Source organism: Croceibacterium ferulae (assembly GCF_003660445.1).
Classification (GTDB): domain Bacteria; phylum Pseudomonadota; class Alphaproteobacteria; order Sphingomonadales; family Sphingomonadaceae; genus Croceibacterium; species Croceibacterium ferulae.
The window spans coordinates 154,680-171,417 of sequence record NZ_QZVQ01000008.1 but is presented as its reverse complement, the minus strand read 5'-3'; the positions used below and the strand labels follow the sequence as shown (position 1 = coordinate 171,417).

General features: G+C 69.6%; 18 protein-coding genes. 13 read left to right on the top strand and 5 right to left on the bottom strand.

The features are described from left to right. The first annotated feature begins 18 nt into the window (after nucleotides 1–18). Entirely contained in the window at nucleotides 19–591 is a 573-nt protein-coding gene (gene ccmA, locus D5S08_RS10950; protein WP_121118435.1) for a heme ABC exporter ATP-binding protein CcmA, read from the top strand. Further along, nucleotides 588–1,247 (top strand): heme exporter protein CcmB, encoded by a 660-nt coding sequence (locus tag D5S08_RS10945; protein WP_121118433.1) that lies wholly within the window; start codon nucleotides 588–590, stop codon nucleotides 1,245–1,247. The genes ccmA and D5S08_RS10945 overlap by 4 nt, the downstream gene beginning before the upstream one ends. 9 nt (nucleotides 1,248–1,256) lie before the next feature. Here the strand turns inward: D5S08_RS10945 and map are convergent, their stop codons facing one another. Next, nucleotides 1,257–2,084, bottom strand: coding sequence for a type I methionyl aminopeptidase (gene map, locus D5S08_RS10940; protein ID WP_121118431.1), 828 nt, complete (start codon nucleotides 2,082–2,084; stop codon nucleotides 1,257–1,259). Nucleotides 2,085–2,134: 50 nt separating this feature from the next. Further along, nucleotides 2,135–2,986 carry a DUF4163 domain-containing protein gene (locus D5S08_RS10935; RefSeq protein ID WP_241557354.1) on the bottom strand — a complete coding sequence of 284 codons (852 nt, stop codon included), beginning with the start codon at nucleotides 2,984–2,986 and terminating at the stop codon, nucleotides 2,135–2,137. A 48-nt stretch (nucleotides 2,987–3,034) separates the two neighbouring features. Here D5S08_RS10935 and D5S08_RS10930 point away from each other — a divergent pair, with 48 nt between their 5' ends. The 6 genes from D5S08_RS10930 to D5S08_RS10905 all read left to right on the top strand — a co-directional run bounded on the left by D5S08_RS10930 (nucleotide 3,035) and on the right by D5S08_RS10905 (nucleotide 8,643). Continuing rightward, on the top strand, nucleotides 3,035–4,447 hold the full coding sequence (locus D5S08_RS10930; RefSeq protein ID WP_121118427.1) for a leucyl aminopeptidase family protein: 1,413 nt from the start codon (nucleotides 3,035–3,037) through the stop codon (nucleotides 4,445–4,447). A gap of 51 nt (nucleotides 4,448–4,498) precedes the next feature. Further along, complete coding sequence (locus D5S08_RS10925; RefSeq protein ID WP_241557353.1) at nucleotides 4,499–4,894, top strand: hypothetical protein; 396 nt, start codon at nucleotides 4,499–4,501, stop codon at nucleotides 4,892–4,894. After that, the gene (gene argC / locus D5S08_RS10920; RefSeq protein ID WP_121118425.1) at nucleotides 4,894–5,820 is read left to right on the top strand and encodes an N-acetyl-gamma-glutamyl-phosphate reductase; all 927 of its coding nucleotides are present in this window, start codon (nucleotides 4,894–4,896) and stop codon (nucleotides 5,818–5,820) included. Before D5S08_RS10925 ends, argC begins: the two co-directional genes overlap by 1 nt. Before the next feature lie 216 nt (nucleotides 5,821–6,036). Continuing rightward, nucleotides 6,037–6,375, top strand: a complete 339-nt coding sequence (locus D5S08_RS10915; RefSeq protein WP_121118423.1) for a P-II family nitrogen regulator — start codon at nucleotides 6,037–6,039, stop codon at nucleotides 6,373–6,375. Between the two features lie 61 nt (nucleotides 6,376–6,436). Continuing rightward, nucleotides 6,437–7,846 (top strand): type I glutamate--ammonia ligase, encoded by a 1,410-nt coding sequence (gene glnA, locus D5S08_RS10910; protein WP_121118421.1) that lies wholly within the window; start codon nucleotides 6,437–6,439, stop codon nucleotides 7,844–7,846. A gap of 176 nt (nucleotides 7,847–8,022) precedes the next feature. Next, nucleotides 8,023–8,643, top strand: a complete 621-nt coding sequence (locus D5S08_RS10905) for a lysozyme (RefSeq protein ID WP_121118419.1) — start codon at nucleotides 8,023–8,025, stop codon at nucleotides 8,641–8,643. On the opposite strand, the gene D5S08_RS10900 is transcribed toward D5S08_RS10905, so the two are convergent. After that, nucleotides 8,640–9,497, bottom strand: a complete 858-nt coding sequence (locus D5S08_RS10900; RefSeq protein ID WP_121118417.1) for an arginyltransferase — start codon at nucleotides 9,495–9,497, stop codon at nucleotides 8,640–8,642. The two genes, D5S08_RS10905 and D5S08_RS10900, sit on opposite strands and share 4 nt — an antisense overlap. 121 nt (nucleotides 9,498–9,618) lie before the next feature. After that, nucleotides 9,619–10,854, bottom strand: a complete 1,236-nt coding sequence (locus D5S08_RS10895; protein WP_121118415.1) for a threonine ammonia-lyase — start codon at nucleotides 10,852–10,854, stop codon at nucleotides 9,619–9,621. A gap of 91 nt (nucleotides 10,855–10,945) precedes the next feature. Here D5S08_RS10895 and D5S08_RS10890 point away from each other — a divergent pair, with 91 nt between their 5' ends. The 5 genes from D5S08_RS10890 to D5S08_RS10870 all read left to right on the top strand — a co-directional run bounded on the left by D5S08_RS10890 (nucleotide 10,946) and on the right by D5S08_RS10870 (nucleotide 16,108). Next, nucleotides 10,946–11,839, top strand: a complete 894-nt coding sequence (locus D5S08_RS10890; RefSeq protein WP_121118413.1) for an NAD(P)-dependent oxidoreductase — start codon at nucleotides 10,946–10,948, stop codon at nucleotides 11,837–11,839. After that, nucleotides 11,836–13,521: an amidohydrolase gene (locus tag D5S08_RS10885; RefSeq protein ID WP_121118411.1), complete on the top strand. Its 1,686-nt coding sequence runs from the start codon at nucleotides 11,836–11,838 to the stop codon at nucleotides 13,519–13,521. The genes D5S08_RS10890 and D5S08_RS10885 overlap by 4 nt, the downstream gene beginning before the upstream one ends. Before the next feature lie 72 nt (nucleotides 13,522–13,593). After that, complete coding sequence (locus D5S08_RS10880; protein ID WP_206610324.1) at nucleotides 13,594–14,721, top strand: isochorismate synthase; 1,128 nt, start codon at nucleotides 13,594–13,596, stop codon at nucleotides 14,719–14,721. Next, entirely contained in the window at nucleotides 14,718–15,362 is a 645-nt protein-coding gene (locus D5S08_RS10875) for an isochorismatase family protein (RefSeq protein ID WP_121118409.1), read from the top strand. The genes D5S08_RS10880 and D5S08_RS10875 overlap by 4 nt, the downstream gene beginning before the upstream one ends. Beyond that, complete coding sequence (locus tag D5S08_RS10870; RefSeq protein ID WP_206610323.1) at nucleotides 15,359–16,108, top strand: 2,3-dihydro-2,3-dihydroxybenzoate dehydrogenase; 750 nt, start codon at nucleotides 15,359–15,361, stop codon at nucleotides 16,106–16,108. The genes D5S08_RS10875 and D5S08_RS10870 overlap by 4 nt, the downstream gene beginning before the upstream one ends. A 335-nt stretch (nucleotides 16,109–16,443) precedes the next feature. Here the strand turns inward: D5S08_RS10870 and D5S08_RS10865 are convergent, their stop codons facing one another. Then, on the bottom strand, nucleotides 16,444–16,719 hold the full coding sequence (locus tag D5S08_RS10865; protein WP_121118407.1) for a hypothetical protein: 276 nt from the start codon (nucleotides 16,717–16,719) through the stop codon (nucleotides 16,444–16,446). Nucleotides 16,720–16,738 lie beyond the last annotated feature (19 nt).

The following is a 16,738-nucleotide window of genomic DNA, read 5'->3' as shown; positions in this document are numbered from 1 at the left end:
TCGCCTAGGCCGGGCTTCATGCAGGCGGCATTGACAGCGACGGGACTGGTGTGCCGCCGGGGCGACCGGCTGCTATGGGGTCCGCTGGAACTGGCGCTGGCGCCGGGGCAGGCCCTGCACCTGACCGGGCCGAATGGGATCGGCAAGACCAGCCTGCTGCGGATCGCGGCCGGATTGCTGCGTCCGTTCGCAGGGGCGGTGGAGCGATCCGGCGCCTTTGCCCTGCTGGATGGGGCGCTGGCGCTGGATGAACACCAACCCCTCGATGCCGCGCTCGCCTTCTGGCGGCGCATGGATGGCGGCCCGATGCCGCTGGAGCGGCTGGGCCTCCACACCCTGCTGGATGTGCCGGTGCGCTATCTGTCCACCGGGCAGCGCAAGCGTGCTGCGCTGGCGCGGCTGATCGGACAAGGGGCCCGACACTGGCTGCTGGACGAGCCGCTGAACGGGCTGGACGATGCCGGCGTGGCGCTGGTCGAGACACTGATCGCGGAGCGGCGCGCGCAAGGGGGCGCGGTGATCGTCGCCAGCCACCAGCCGATCGCGCTGGATGGCGCGGCGGTGATGGACCTGCGGACCCACGCGGCATGAGGGTCGCGGCGACCTTGCTGCGGCGCGATCTTGCGACCCTGCTGCCGGGGCGCCAAGGCGGCACGCTGCTGCCGCTGCTGTTCTTCCTGGCGGTGGCGATGCTGTACCCCTTCGCCGTAGGGCCGGACCCGCAGCTGCTGGCGCGCACCGGCGGCGGGGTGATCTGGGTGGCCGCGCTGCTCGCCGCGATCCTGCCGCTGGACCGGCTGCTGGCCAGCGATTTCCAGAGCGGCTTCTTCGATCAGTGGGCGATGCGGGGCATTGCGGAGGAGCTGGTGGTCGCCATCCGGCTGCTGGCGCACTGGCTGAGCTTCGGACCGCCGCTGATGCTGGCCGCCCTGCCCGCCGCCGCGCTGCTGGGGCTGGACGGACGCACGCTGGCGATCGTGGAGCTGGGCCTGCTGGCGGGCACGCCGGGGCTGGCGGCGATCGGCATCATCATCGCCGCGCTGACACTGGGCCTTCGCAGCGCCGGCATGGCGCTCGCCGGGCTGCTGCTGATCCCGCTGGCCGTGCCGCTGCTGGTGTTCGGTGCCGGTGCGCTGAGCACCGGTGGTACCAGCGGCGTGGCGCTGTGCGGCGCGATCAGCCTGGTGCTGGTGGCGCTGGCGCCCTTCGCCGGCGGTGCCGCGATCCGCGCCGCACGGGAGAGCTAGCCCCTACGCTCAGGCGAAGTTCGGCTTCTCGATCCCAGCGGGGCTGCCGGTGAAGATCTCGCACCCGTCCTCGGTGATGCCGATGGAATGTTCGAACTGCGCGGACAGGCTCTTGTCCCGCGTCACCGCGGTCCAGCCATCGTTCAGCACCTTCACCGCCGGGCGGCCCAGATTGATCATCGGTTCGATGGTGAAGATCATGCCAGGCTTCAGTTCCGGACCGGTGCCGGCGCGTCCGGCATGGACCACCTCCGGGGCGTCATGAAACAGACGGCCCACGCCATGGCCGCAGAAATCGCGCACCACGCCATACCGGTGCCCTTCGGCATAGTCCTGGATCGCCGCGCCGATATCGCCCAGCCGGCCGCCGGGACGGGCATGTTCGATGCCGATCATCAGGCATTCGTACGTCACCTCGATCAGGCGCTTCGCCTTGATGGAGGTTTCGCCCGCCACATACATCCGGCTGGAATCGCCGTGCCAGCCATCCAGCAGCGGCGTCACGTCGATGTTCAGGATGTCGCCATCCTTCAGCGTCTTGGCCGAAGGGATGCCATGGCACACGACATGGTTGATGGAGATGCAGGAGGAGTGGGTATAGCCGCGATAGCCCAGCGTGGCCGGCACGGAGCCGCCATCCAGCATCATGGTGCGGATACGGTCGTCCAGTTCCCCCGTGGTGACGCCGGGCCGCACATATTCCCCGATCGCGTCCAGGATCTCCGCCGCCAGCCGCCCCGCCCGGCGCATGCCGGCAAAGGCGTCCGGCCCGTGCAGCTTGATGGTCCCGTCGCGAGTGACGGCATCGCCCGCCTCGATCTGCTGATATTCGGTCATGCCGCGCGATGTAGCGGCTGGTGCCCGGCTTTTCCAGCCGGACCGGCCACTCAGGCCCGGCTGCGGGTGGCGAAGCTGTTGCGGTACTGCGGCTTGACCGTCTGCAGCACGGCCCGGTCAACCGGCAGGTTCACCCGGAAATCGCCCTCCGCATAGGGGCCGGCGACGTAGGGGCCGGCATAGAGGGTCAGACGGTCGAACCGGCGCCCGTTGCCGGAGCCGACCAGCACGGTCAGCTCGTCCATGTCCGGGCAGTTGTTGAACAGGTCGTCCGCATCGGGGTTCACCGGTTCGCCGCGACGTTCCTCCCGCTGCTTGTTCAGCCCGTCGCAGAACCGGTCGCCCAGCGCGTCTTCCAGTGCCTGGGGCGAGGTGAACAGCTCGATCGCCTCGATCGCCTCGGCCTCCTGCTTGTCCCACACCAGCGACGACACGCCATAGATCCCGTGCGCGCCGCCGCTATAGCTGCTGAATTCGTTCGACAGGCTCAGCCAGTCGGGAAGGCTGGCCACGACCTTCCATTCCGCCTGGTAGCTGTGCTTGTTGTACGGAAAGCCGTCCGCCCGCGCCTCCCGCTTCGCCTGCGCGGAGGAGGTGGCGAGTTCGGTGCGGCGTTGTTCCAGCTGTCGGTCCAGCAGGTCACCCAGCGGGGCGATCGATCCCGCCGCAGCCGGATAGCTGTAGGTGAACATGTAATCGTCAGTTTCTTCCGTCACGGCACGCGCCCCGCCGCTCTTGCGCGCTGCCAGCCCGGTTTCGACAGGCTGAGGGGCGGGCGAGTCGGTGGCGACTGCGGTGACGGTGGCGGCGGGCGCGTCCGCCTGCTGCTCCGGCTGCTCCCCGGCAGGTCCGGTGCAGCCGGCCATCGCTGCCGAACAGGCAAGAAGGAGAACCAAGCGCATCACGGACAACCTTTCCAAACCTTGCGCAAACAGGCAAGCGGCCTTTCTATGGGCACGAAAGACGAATTGATCCAGCCGGATCGCGGCGGCGCCGCCACCACCATCCGCCTGGTCACGACCGACAGCTTCGACCGCACCGCCACAACGCTGAGCGGACCGCAACGCTCCCTGCTGGCGGCACAGCGCTTCACCGGCAAGCCCGGACAGACCGCGATCGTACCGGATGGCGAGAGCTGGCTGGCGCTGGGCGGGGTCAAGGATGCAGCCCGGCTGACCAGCTGGTGCCTGGCCCGGCTGGCCGAGGTGCTGCCCGCCGGCACATACCGGCTGGCGGACGAGAGCGGGTTGGCCGGCGTCGGCCATGCCCTGCTCGGCTGGCAGACCGCGCAATATCGCTTCACCCGCTATGCCAGCGACCCTGCCGCCGAAGGCCCGCGGGTGCTGCTGACCAGGGAAGCGGCGGCGATCGACGGCGCGCTGGCGGAAGCGCGCGCGATGCAGCTGGTGCGCGATCTGGTGAACACACCGGCAGAGGACATGGGGCCCGCCGCGCTGCAGCAGGTGGCCGAGGGGATCGCCGCCGCCACCCGCGCGGAACTGACCGTGATCCGCGGCGAAGGGTTGGAAGCGGACTACCCGATGATCCACGCCGTGGGCCGCGCCGCCGCGCACCATCATGCGCCCCGCCTGCTGCACCTGACCTGGGGCCGTGCCGGCGCGCCGGTGCTGGCACTGGTCGGCAAGGGGGTGTGCTTCGATTCGGGCGGGCTCGACATCAAGCCGTCGGCCGGCATGCTGCTGATGAAGAAGGACATGGGCGGCGCGGCGCATGCCCTGGCCCTCGCGCGGCTGGTGATGGAGGCCGGGCTGGATGTGCGGCTGCATTGCCTGGTCCCGGCGGTGGAGAATGCCATCGCCGGCAACGCCTTCCGCCCGGGTGACGTGCTGCGCAGCCGCAAGGGGCTGAGCGTGGAGATCGGCAATACCGATGCCGAAGGGCGCCTGATCCTGGCCGATGCGCTGACCCGCGCCAGCGAGGAGAGCCCCGCCCTTCTGCTCGACTTCGCCACCCTGACCGGCGCGGCGCGGGTGGCGCTGGGCCCCGACCTGCCGGCCATGTTCGCCCGAGAGGACGCGACGGCGGAGGCGCTGCTGGCCGCAGGGCGCGCGCAGGATGATCCGGTCTGGCGCCTGCCGCTGCACGCCCCCTATGCCGAAGGGCTGAAGTCCGACATCGCCGATATCAACAATGCCACCGCCAACAGCTTCGCCGGCGCGGTCACCGCCGCGCTGTTCCTGGATCGGTTCGTGAGCGACGATGCGGCGGGCCGGCCGATCGACTGGGCGCATTTCGACACCTTCGCCTGGAACCCCGCCGCCCGCCCCGGCCGCCCGCGCGGCGGAGAGGCGCTGGGCCTGCGGGCCGCCTGGCACATGCTGCGCGCCCGCTTCGCAGGTTGAGCCATGTTGGTGCGGCTTGCCGATCGGGCGGTCGGCAGGTAAGCGCCCGCGATGCACGTGACAGAGGAACCGAGTGGCGCGATCGCCGCCCATCCGGATGATGCCGCCGGTGCGGATATGCACCGCAATCGGGGCCCCTATGCGCTGAGCGGCGCGGTCGAACGGCCCGCCGCCGGGGCGCTGCCGCTGCGCGGCGACCTGGCGCATATCGCGCTCGCCGGCCGGCATTTCGTGCCCCATTACGCCGTGCCGCAGCCGCGCACCGTGCTGCCCGGCGGCGCGCCGCTGCTGCCGCAGCCGGACATGGCGGCAGAGGAATTGTGCACGCTGATGGAAGGCGACAGTTTCGAAGTGCTGGAGGTCGGGCCGGATTGGGCCTGGGGCTGCCTGTCGCTGGAAGGGCCGGTCGGCTATGTCCGGCTGGACCGGCTGGAGATGCTGCCCTGATGGCGCACACGGTGTTCATCGACGGCGCGGCCGGTACGACCGGGCTGGAGATCGTGGAGCGGCTGGCACCCCGCCCGGAGTTCGAGCTGCTGGTGCTGGAAGGCGACCGCCGCAAGGATCCCGCCGCCCGCCGCGAAGCGCTGAACGAGGCGGACTTCGCCATCCTGTGCCTGCCGGATGACGCCGCTCGCGAGGCAGTCGCGCTGATCGATCCGGCCAGCGTCACGCGGGTGATCGACGCCTCCACCGCGTTCCGGGTGGCGACAGGCTGGACCTATGGCTTCCCCGAACTGGTCGGGCGCGACGTCGTCGCCGGTGCGCAGCGGGTGAGCAATCCCGGCTGCTACCCCACCGGTTTCCTGGCGCTGGTGGCGCCGTTGGTGCGCGGCGGCCTGCTGCCGGCGGACTGGCCCTACACCGTCAACGCCGTGTCCGGTTATTCCGGCGGCGGCAAGGCGCTGATCGAACGGTTCGAGGATGATGGCGACATCGCCTGGCGCGGCTATGGCTTGGCGCTGGGGCACAAGCATCTGGCGGAGATGCGCCGGCATGGCGGGCTGGTGCATGACCCGGTCTTCTCACCGGCGGTGATAGCCGCCCATCGCGGCATGGCGGTGGAAGTGCCGCTGCCGCTGGTGGCCATCCCCGGTGCAGCCCCTGCCGATGCGTTGCGGAATGCGCTGGCGGAGTTCTATGCCGGCAGTCCGGTCGTGTCTGTGGCCGATGCGCGGCCCGACGAACTGCTGCTGCGCGCCGGCGCCCCGGGCAGCGACCGGCTGGAACTGCATGTGTTCGCCGCCGCCGACGGCAGCCAGGCGCGGCTCATCGCTCTGCTCGACAATCTGGGCAAGGGCGCGAGCGGTGCGGCGATCCAGTCGCTGAACCTGATGGCCGGGCTGGACGAGGCGAGCGGGCTGCGGCTGTAAGCCGCTGCCGCATTTGCGGGCACTTGCCGCCTTTTTAGGCAATGAATTGACGCAAAACCGGCCCGGCGTGAACGAAGCCGTTGCTCCGGTAGCACAATCATGTTGCAATCTTGCTGATCGCTCTTTCGCGGCGCAGCACAATTGTCTACGCCCCGAACAGGAATCGCGCCACGGCAGCGATCAGGACAGTCCGGCATCGGACCCGCGGGGACAGTTGTGAAGAAGATCGAAGCGATCATCAAACCCTTCAAGCTCGACGAGGTGAAGGAGGCGCTGCACGAGGTCGGCGTGTCCGGCATCACCGTGACCGAGGCGAAGGGCTTCGGCCGGCAGAAGGGCCATACCGAGCTCTATCGCGGCGCCGAATATGTGGTCGACTTCCTGCCCAAGGTGAAGCTGGAGGTCGTGGTGCCCGACAGCCTGGCCGATGCGGTGGTGGAGGCGGTCAGCGCCGCGGCCCAGACCGGGCGCATCGGCGACGGCAAGATCTTCGTCAGCACCGTCGACACCGTGCTGCGCATCCGCACCGGAGAGCGGGACGACGCCGCGATCTGAACCGAATTCCGCAGGGTCGCGGCCCTGCGCCCAAGCATTCTAGCGTCAAGGAAGGAACGCCATGTCCACTGCATCGGAAGTCATGAAGCGGATCAAGGACGAGGAGATCGAGTGGGTCGACCTGCGCTTCACCGATCCCAAGGGCAAGTGGCACCACCTGTCCATGGTCGCATCCGCGCTGGACGAGGACCAGCTGGAAGAAGGCCTGATGTTCGACGGCTCCTCCATCGAAGGATGGAAGGTCATCAATGAATCGGACATGGTGCTGAAGCCCGACCTGACCGAGGTCTATATGGACCCGTTCAGCGCCACGCCGATGATGATCGTGTTCTGCGACATCATCGAGCCGTCGACCGGCGAATGGTATGCCCGCGACCCGCGCACCACCGCCAAGCGCGCCGAAAACTACATGAAGAGCCTGGGCATCGGCGACACCGTCTATGTCGGCCCCGAAGCCGAGTTCTTCATGTTCGACGATGTGCGCTGGCACGACGGCTACAACGGTTCCGGCTTCCAGATCGACGATATCGAGCTGCCGACCAACACCAACACCGAAATGGACGCCGGCAATATGGGCCACCGTCCGCGCGTGAAGGGCGGCTACTTCCCGGTGGCGCCGGTGGACAGCGCCGTCGACATCCGTGGCGAGATGGTTTCCACCATGCTGGAAATGGGCCTGCCCTGCGACAAGCACCACCACGAGGTGGCGGCGGCGCAGCACGAGCTGGGCATGACCTTCGGCACGCTGGTGCAGACGGCCGACCGCATGCAGATCTACAAGTATGTGGTCCACATGGTCGCCCACGCCTACGGCAAGACCGCGACCTTCATGCCCAAGCCGATCAAGGGCGACAATGGCAGCGGCATGCACACCCACTTCTCGATCTGGGATGGCGGCAAGCCGACCTTCGCCGGCAACGGCTATGCCGGCCTGTCGGACACCTGCCTGTATTTCATCGGCGGCGTGATCAAGCATGCCAAGGCGCTGAACGCCTTCACCAACCCGACCACCAACAGCTACAAGCGGCTGGTGCCGGGCTTCGAGGCGCCGGTGCTGCTGGCCTATTCCGCGCGCAACCGTTCGGCCTCGTGCCGCATCCCCTACGGTTCGGGCGAGAAGAGCAAGCGGGTGGAGTTCCGCTTCCCTGACGCGATGGCCAACCCCTATCTGTGCTACGCCGCGCTGCTGATGGCCGGCCTGGACGGCATCCAGAACCGCATCCACCCGGGTGAGGCGATGGACAAGAACCTGTACGACCTGCCCCCGGCCGAACTGGCCGAGGTGCCGACCGTCTGCGCTTCGCTGCGCGAGGCCCTCGATTCGGTCATGGCCGATCACGAGTTCCTGCTGCGCGGTGACGTGTTTACCAAGGAGCAGATCGAGGCCTATGTCGAGCTGAAGCAGGAAGAGGTGATCCGCTTCGAGACCACGCCGAGCGCGGTCGAGTTCGACATGTACTACAGCGCCTGATCGGCTCTGCAGCGACATGACAAGGGGCGTCCGGAGCGATCCGGGCGCCCTTTTCCGAATGCGGCAAGGCGACAGTTGCTGAACCGGTGTGGTTCCTTCTCTGGCTTGGGAGAAACCATTTTCCTACACCTCCATGCTGTTCCTAATGCGCTGCCCTTGCCATCGGAGGACAGCAGATGAACAGGAAAGCCATTTTCGACGCCGTACGCCTGATCCTGGGCCGGGGTATCTCCCGATCGGAAGTCACCCGGCTGGATGACGCCATTGACCAGGCGATCACCAGCGAAACAACGACCGGTGGCGAGCGGATGATCGGTGATGCGGGATTGCGGCTGATCCGGGAGTTCGAGGGCTGCGCAAAGCGGCGCAGTGATGGGACGGTCGAGGCCTATCCCGATCCCGGCACCGGCGGCGCCCCGTGGACGATTGGCTGGGGCTCGACCACGGACGAGGACGGCAAGGCGATTACCCCCGGCGCGGTGTGGGCGCAGGAGCGGTGCGATGCGCGCTTCGCCACGCATGTCGCGCAGTTTGCCGAAGAGTTGGCAGCGCTGCTGGGCGAGAGTGCAACGGGCCGGAACCAGTTCGATGCGCTGGTCTCCCTCGCCTACAATATCGGTACGCAGGCGCTGGCCAGTTCCACGCTGCTGCGGATGCACCTGGCCGGTGACCATGCCGGCGCGGCGGAGCAGTTCGGGCGCTGGAACCGGGCGGGCGGACGTGTGCTGGCCGGACTGGTGCGGCGGCGTGCGGCCGAGACGGCGCTGTACCGCCGGGCGGACGGTCCGCTCGGCTAGTCCTGCTTGACCTTGTATTGCTGCTGCCCGCCCGGGGCGCCGTCCTTGCCTTCGCCGCTCAGCTTGCGATCGCCTTCCTGGGGAGCGGCGGTGACCCGGGCGATCAGCGCCGCCTGTTCCTCGTCACCGAAGCGCACCCAGCCGGTGGCCTCCAGCCGTTCCAGCGGGCGGTAGCGGACCTTGTACTGCATCCGGCTGGAGCCATCGACCCAGTAGCCGAGATAGACGTAGCGCAGCCCCTCGGCAGCGGCGCGGCGGATATGTTCCAGGATGATGTAGTTGCCCAGCCCCGCCCGTGCGCCATCGTCGGGGTCATAGAAGCTGTAGATCATCGACAGCCCGTCGCCCTGCCGGTCGGTCAGGCAGGCGCCGATCAGGCGGCCGGGCTCGCCATGCTCGTCCGGCTCCCGATATTCGATCATGCTGCTGGAGACGGTCGTGTGTTCCACCATGTCGGCGAAGTCGATCTCGTCCATCGCCGCCATGCCGCCGCCGGGATGGCGGCTGGCGAGGTAGCGTTGCAGCAGGGCGAACTGTTCGGCGGTAGCCCAGGGGCGGCATTCGGTGACGATCAGGTCGCCATTGCGCCTGAACGCCCGCTTCTGCGTGGAGGAGGGGCGAAATTCCTCCGCGACGACGCGGACCGACACGCAGGCGCGGCAATCCAGGCAGCTGGGGCGGTAGGCAACGGTCTGGCTGCGGCGGAAGCCGATCCGGCTCAGCGCATCGTTCAACCCGTCCGCCTGGGGGCCCTTCAGCTCCGTGAAGACCTTGCGTTCGGTCCGCCCGGGCAGATACGGACACGGCGACGGTGTCGTCACGAAGAACCGGGGAAAGCGCACAGGGGCGGTCACGTTCCGGGCATACTTTCCTGGGGGGCGGCAGAAATCAGCGGCGTCTGAGCGGAAAGGTAGGCACTAAGCGCCCGCCTGCAAACCACTTTCGCCGAATATCTGCGCACTGTCCCCTGCTGGATCAGTTGAGTTCGACCTGGCCGACCAGATAGCCGCGCTGTTCCAGTGCGGTCACCAGCCGTTCGATCTGCGACCGGTCCCGCGCCTCGCATTCGATGTCGGTGATCAGCCCCTTGGCAGGCAGGGTGGTGAAGATGCGCTGGTGGTAGATTTCCAGGATGTTGACGTTGTGCGCGTCGAACTCCCGCATGACCTTGTACAGCGCGCCCGGCCGGTCCTGCAGCGTGATGCGCAGCCGGGCGATGCGGCCCGACCGGGCAAGATCGCGCAGCAGCACATTGGTCAGCAGCCTTGTGTCGATATTGCCGCCGCACAGGACCAGGCCCAGCGTGCGGCCGGCGAAACGCTCGCGGTGCGCCAGCACCGCCGCCAGCCCCGCCGCGCCGGCGCCTTCCACCACCGTCTTCTCGATCTGCAACAGCAGCGCGACGGCGCGCTCCAGCTCGCTTTCGCCGACCAGCAGGATGTCGTCGACGACATCGGCGATGATCCGGCTGGTGAAGACCCCTGGCTCCTTGACCGCGATGCCTTCCGCCAGCGTGTCGCCGCCGGCGGGCATCACCTGTCCCTTCAGCCGGGCATACATGGACGGGTAGAGTTCCGCCTGCACGCCGATCACCTCGATCGCCGGGCTCTGCGCCTTGGCGACGGTGCCCATGCCGGAGATCAGCCCGCCTCCACCGATCGGCGTCACGATGCAGTCGATATCCGGCGCATCGGCCAGCATCTCCAGCGCCACGGTGCCCTGCCCTGCGGCGATATGCGGGTGATCGAACGGGTGGACGAAGGTCAGGCCCAGCTCCGTTTCCAGCAGGTGGGCATGGGCCTTGGCCTCGTCAAAGGTCTCGCCTTCCAGCACGACGGTGCCGCCGACCTGCTCGGTCTGCATGATCTTCACGGTGGGCGTGGTGCGCGGCATCACGATGGTGACGGGCACGCCCAGCCGTGAACCGTGATAGGACAGGCCCTGCGCATGGTTGCCCGCGCTGGCGGTGATGACACCGCGCGCGGCCTGGAGCGGGTCCATCTGCAGCAGGGCGTTCAGCGCGCCGCGTTCCTTGTAGGCGGCGGTGAACTGGTGGTTCTCGAACTTCAGCCAGATCTCCGCGCCGGTGATCTGCGACAGCGTGCGGCTGTAATGGGTGGGCGTGCGCACCACGGCGCCGGCGATGCGGGCGGCGGCGCCCTCTACATCGCCAAGGGTGAGGGTGCTGTCGAGCAGGTCTGCACTGTCCATGGGCGGTGCGCGTAGCCCAAAGCGGCGCAGGAGAAAACCGGCACGGCGGGCAATCGTTGCTTTGCCGCGCCGCAGGCGGCATTGGCGGCGCATGAGCGAACCCCTGCAGATCACCTTCCTGGGCATTGGCGTGATGGGCGCGCCGATGGCCGGCCACCTGGCGCGCGCGGGACACCGCGTCACCGTATGGAACCGCACCGCCGCCAAGGCGGAGAGCTGGGTGCAACGGCATGACGGGCTGGATGTGGCGAGCGCGCCTTCCGTGGCGGAGGCCGTGCAGGCCGCGCAGGTGGTGCTGTGCTGCGTCGGCAATGATGCCGATCTGGCGCAGGTTGCACTGGGCAAGGGTGGCGCGCTGGCCGCCATGCAGGCCGGCGCGCTGTTCGTGGATCACACCACCGTCTCCCCGGCCGCCGCGCGGCAGGTTGCGGCGGAGGCGGAGCGGCTCGGCCTGCTGGCGCTGGATGCGCCCGTCTCCGGCGGGCAGGCGGGTGCGGAGAACGGCAAACTGTCGGTGATGTGCGGCGGCACGGCGGAGGCGATGGCCCGGGCCGAGCCGGTGCTGCAGGCCTATGCCGCCCGCATCGTCCATATCGGGGAGGCCGGCGCCGGGCAGAGCGCCAAGGCAGTCAACCAGATCTGCATCGCCGGCACGCTGGCCGGCCTGTCCGAAGCGGTCGGCTTCGCGCAGGGCCAGGGGCTGGAGATGGACAAGGTGCTGCAGGCGATCGGCGGCGGCGCGGCGCAGAGCTGGCAGATGGACAATCGCTGGACCAGCATGGCGGCGGGCGAGTTCGACTTCGGCTTCGCGATCGACTGGATGCGCAAGGATCTCGCCATCGCGCTGGCCACCGCCAATGCCGCCGGGCAGCCGCTGCCGGTGACCGCGCTGGTGGACCAGCTCTATGCCGCCGTGCAGGCCACCGGCGGCGGGCGGCAGGACACCAGCGCGCTGGTCCGCCACCTGCCGGAGGTCGCCCGATGAAGCGCGCCCTGCTGCTCGCCGCCGCGCTGCTGGCCGCGACTGCCCCGCCGGCCCTGGCGGATACGCTGGTCGACAACATCAACGGCATCTCGATCGATCGCGAGGGCCAGGTCACGCGCTTTCGTGGAATGGTGATCGATGATGCCGGGCGCATCACACGGCTGCTGCAGCGGCGCGACAAGGCGCCGGAAGGCATCGACTATCACCAGGATGGGCGCGGCCGGACGGTGATCCCCGGGCTGATCGACGGCCACCTGCACCTGATGGGCCTGGGGCTGGCGCAGCTGACACTGGACCTGTCGGACACCGATTCCCTGCAGGAGGCGCTGGACAAGCTGGCCGCCTATGCCGCCGCCAAGCCGGACCAGCCCTGGCTGATCGGCCGCGGCTGGAATCAGGAGCGCTGGGGTCTGGGCCGGTTCCCGACCGCGGCCGAACTGGACGCGGTGGTGGGCGACCGCCCGGTGTGGCTGGCCCGTGCCGACGGCCATGCGGGTTGGGCCAATTCGGTCGCGCTGGCGGCCGCCGGTGTGACGGCCGAGACGGCCGATCCCACGGGTGGCCGGATCGAACGCGTCGCGGGGTCGAAAGCGCCCGCTGGCGTGCTGGTGGATGCCGCCACCGCGCTGGTCGATGCGCAGGTGCCGCCGCCGCGCGCGTCCGACCGCGACCTGGCCCTGTACGAGGCGCAGCGCGTGCTGCTGCGCAATGGCGTCACCGCCGTGGCCGACATGGGCACCAGCGTGGAAGACTGGATGACTTACCGCCGGGCGGGCGATGCCGGGCGGCTGGACATCCGCGTGATGGCCTATGCCGCCAATGTGGATGCCTTGCTGCTGATCGGCGGCCCTGCGCCAACCCTGTGGCTGTATGACGACCGGCTGCGGCTGAACGGGATCAAGCTGTTCCTGGATGGCGCGCTGGGATCGCGCGGCGCACTGCTGAACGCCCCCTATGCCGATGATCCGGACAATCGCGGCCTGCCGCTGCTGGACGGAACGCAGCTGCGCAACCTGATGAGCCGCGCGGCGATGGACGAGTTCCAGGTGGCGATCCACGCCATCGGGGACCGCGCCAATCGGGAGGCGCTGGATGCCATCGCCGAACTGTCCGACGACTATGATGGCGATCGGCGGTGGCGGATCGAACATGCGCAGGTGGTGGACCCGGCGGACATCACCCGCTTCGGCCAGCATGGCACGATCGCCTCCATGCAGCCGCAGCACCAGCCGTCGGACCGGCAGATGACGGAGGCGCGGCTGGGGCCGGACCGGCTGGCGGGCGCCTATGCCTGGCGCTCCATGCTGGCGGCGGGCGCGCCGCTGGCCTTCGGCTCCGACGCGCCGGTGGAGCCGCCGCTGCCCTTCACCGGCATGGCGGCCGCGATCAGCCGCACGGGGGCCGATGGCCAGCCGTTCGGCGGGTGGCAGCCGCAGGAGGCGATCAGCCGCGAACAGGCACTGGCCGCCTACACGGTCGGTGCGGCCTATGCGGGCTTTGCCGACCGGCGCTTCGGGCAGTTGGCCGAAGGACAACGGGCGGATTTCCTGGTGATCGACCGCGACCCGCTGATGGCCAGCCCGGAAGAGATGCGCGAGATTCGCGTGCTGGAAACCTGGATCAACGGCCGCAAGGTGTTCGGTGGCGAGGAGGCCCGCGCGCCCGACGCTGCCGGCCGCTGACGCGCGAGGGGTTGCGCCGGGACGGCGAGCGTCTATTGCCGCTGCAAATCACTTGCAGATAACGAGGATCGTGTGGCGTTCGACGGCTTGCTGTTGCTGGGGCGGGAAAACAGCCTTCACGCTCGCGGCAATGCCCGACATCTGCGGCCCGGGCCGAATGGGCTGGAGGCAGCCGCCGCCCGGCTGCTGAGCGCGGCAGAGGACAGCGCAATCGTGGCCGGGGCGATGCCGTTCGATCCGGCGCAGGACAGCTACCTGTTCGCCGCCGGCGCGCTGCACCATGGCCCTGCCGCGGAGGCGGTGCTGGACACCGCGTCCGCCGCGTCTTCCGCCATCCTGCGCCGGCTGGACGAGACGGGCGACTATGCCGCGATGGTGGCGCAGGCGCTGCGCCTGATCGACGGTGGCGCGCTCAGCAAGGTGGTGCTGGCCCGGCAGATGGCGGCCCGGGCGAGCGAGCCGGTCGATCCGCTGGTGCTGGCCCGCCGGCTGCATGCCGCCGACCCTTCGGTGCTGACCTTCCTGCTGGACCTGGCGCCGGTATCCGGCCGGGGGAACCACTGGCTGGTGGGCGCCACGCCGGAACTGCTGGTGGAGCGGCGCGCGGCGGCCATCCTGTCGCACCCGCTGGCCGGCTCCACCCCGCGCGGGATCGACCGGGTGAGCGACGAGGCGGCAGGCCGTCGGCTGCTGCAGTCGGACAAGGACCGGCGCGAGCACGCGCTGGTGGTGGAATATATCGCCGACCTGCTGGCGCCGCTGTGCGCCGATCTGGCCGTGGACGGCCCTGCCCTGCGCTCCACGGCCACGATGTGGCATCTGGGCACCCGGATCAGCGGCACGCTAGCCGGAGGCGACGGGCCGAGCGCGGCGGGGCTGGCGGCGCTGCTGCATCCCACCCCGGCGGTCGGCGGCGTCCCGCGCACTGCGGCGCTGCAGGCGATCCGTGATCTGGAGGGCGACCGCCGGGGCTTCTATGGCGGGGCGATCGGCTGGGTCGATGCGGCGGGCGACGGGCAGTGGCACGTCACGCTGCGCTGCGCCGAGATCAGTGGGTGCGACGTCCTGCTGCATGCGGGCGCCGGGATCGTCGCCGGATCGGAACCCGCGGCCGAGTTGGCGGAGACCACCGCCAAGTTCCAGGCCATGCTGCGCGCGCTGGAGCTCGACATGCCCGTACAGGCCGGAGAAGCCGCATGACCGACACCCCGCGCCGCCTGCCCGGCATCGCCCCCTACCCCATGCCCGCCGCCGCGGACTGGCCGGCCTCCCGCGCGGACTGGCTGCTGGAGCGGGACCGGGCCGCGCTGCTGGTGCATGACATGCAGCATTACTTCGTCGACGCCTTCCAGGCCGAGCCGGTGCCGGATCTGGTGCAGCATATCGGCACCCTGCTGTCGGCGGCGCGGAGCACGGGCGTGCCGGTGTTCTACACCGCGCAGCAGGGTGACCAGCTGCTGGCCGACCGGGGCCGGCAGGCCGATCTGTGGGGCCCGGGCATGCGCCATGTGCCGGAGCATCAGCCGATCATCCCCGCGCTGGCCCCTGCCCCGGAGGATATCGTGCTGGTCAAGCACCGCTACAGCGCGTTCCAGCGCAGCAATCTGGAGGTGCTGATGCGGGCGCGCGGGCGGGACCAGCTGATCGTGTGCGGAATCTATGCCCATATCGGCTGCCTGTTCACCGCGGCCGAGGCGTTCCAGCTGGACCTGCAGCCCTTCATGGTGGGCGATGCGCTGGGAGACTTCTCCCGCGAGTGGCACGACGCCGCGTTGCGCCAGGCGGCGGATGCTTGCGCGCGGGTGGTGGCCACGAATGATGTGCTGGAGGCGCTGCGGTGAGCCGGTCGCTGGGGCTGGAGGGGCGGATCGCCTTCGTCACCGGAGCGGCCGGCGGCATCGGCGCGGCGGTGGTGCGGCTGCTGCGGGAGGAAGGCGCGCGGGTGATGGCGACCGACCTCACCCTTCCCGCCGGCCCGGATGCGGCGGTGCTCGACGTGACCGACAGCGGCGCGATGGATGCGCTGGTGGTACGGGTGGAGCGCGAGTGGGGGCCGATCGCGCTGGGCGTGAGTGTCGCCGGCGTGCTGTCCACCGCATCGGTGCTGGAGCTGGACGATGCGGAGTGGCGGCGGACCTTTGCGGTCAATGCCGATGGCGTGTTCCACCTGGGCCGCGCGCTGGGGCGGGTGATGGCGCCGCGCGGGCGTGGCAGCATCGTCACCGTCGGGTCCAACGCGGCGGGCATTCCGCGGCAGAACATGGCCGCCTATGCCGCGTCCAAGGCGGCGGCGGCGATGTTCACCCGCTGCCTGGGGCTGGAGCTGGCGCCGCACGGCATCCGCTGCAACCATGTGGCCCCCGGATCGACGCTGACGCCGATGCAGACCGGCATGTGGGCCGACGAGGACGGCGCCGCGCGGGTGATCGCGGGCAGCCTGGAAGCCTACAAGACCGGCATCCCGCTGGGCAAGCTCGCCACGCCGGAGGACATTGCGGAGACGGTGCTGTTCCTGCTGAGCGACCGCGCCGGGCACATCACCATGGCCGATCTGTATGTGGATGGCGGGGCGACGCTCAGGGCCTGAGCCTGGGTCGGCGTGTAGGTACGCAGGGCACCGAGTGTGCGGCCCTGCCCGGCGGTGCGGTGCATGGCGAGGTGCGCGCGAACCTGTTCCAGCTGCTGCCGGCCCGCAATGAGGGCCGCACCCGGCAAGGGTGACACAGGTGACGCAGGTTCGCGTCGGCTTGCCCGATTTCGCGTCACCCTGGCGGCATCCGGTGTCACCTTGCCGCCGTCCGGTGTGACCCTGCGCGGCGGCAGTGTCACTTTGCCGCCATCCGGCGTGACCCTGCGCAGCGGCGGTGTCACCTTGCCACCTGGCGGTGTCACGCACCGCAGCAGCCGGTGTCGCGTTGCCGATCACCCGTGTAACCTTGCAGCGCGGCTCGCGTCACCGTGGCGCAGGCGATAGGTGCTCTCCCGCGACAGGCCGAGCTGCTGCGCCGCTTTGCGCACGCAGCCGCCCTGCGCCAGCAAGGTGATGCACCCCGCCTGCCGCTCCGCCGTCCACCCGTCCCGCCTTGTGCGGGTGGGCACGGGCAGGAAGGGCGGGAGCCTGAGGTAAGGCTGCCAGGGCTTGTGGCGCGGGCGGCTGGTGGCGCGCCGAGGGCGGGCGGTATTGCGGCGGTTGCTCATCGCCGGAGGCGGTAGGTGT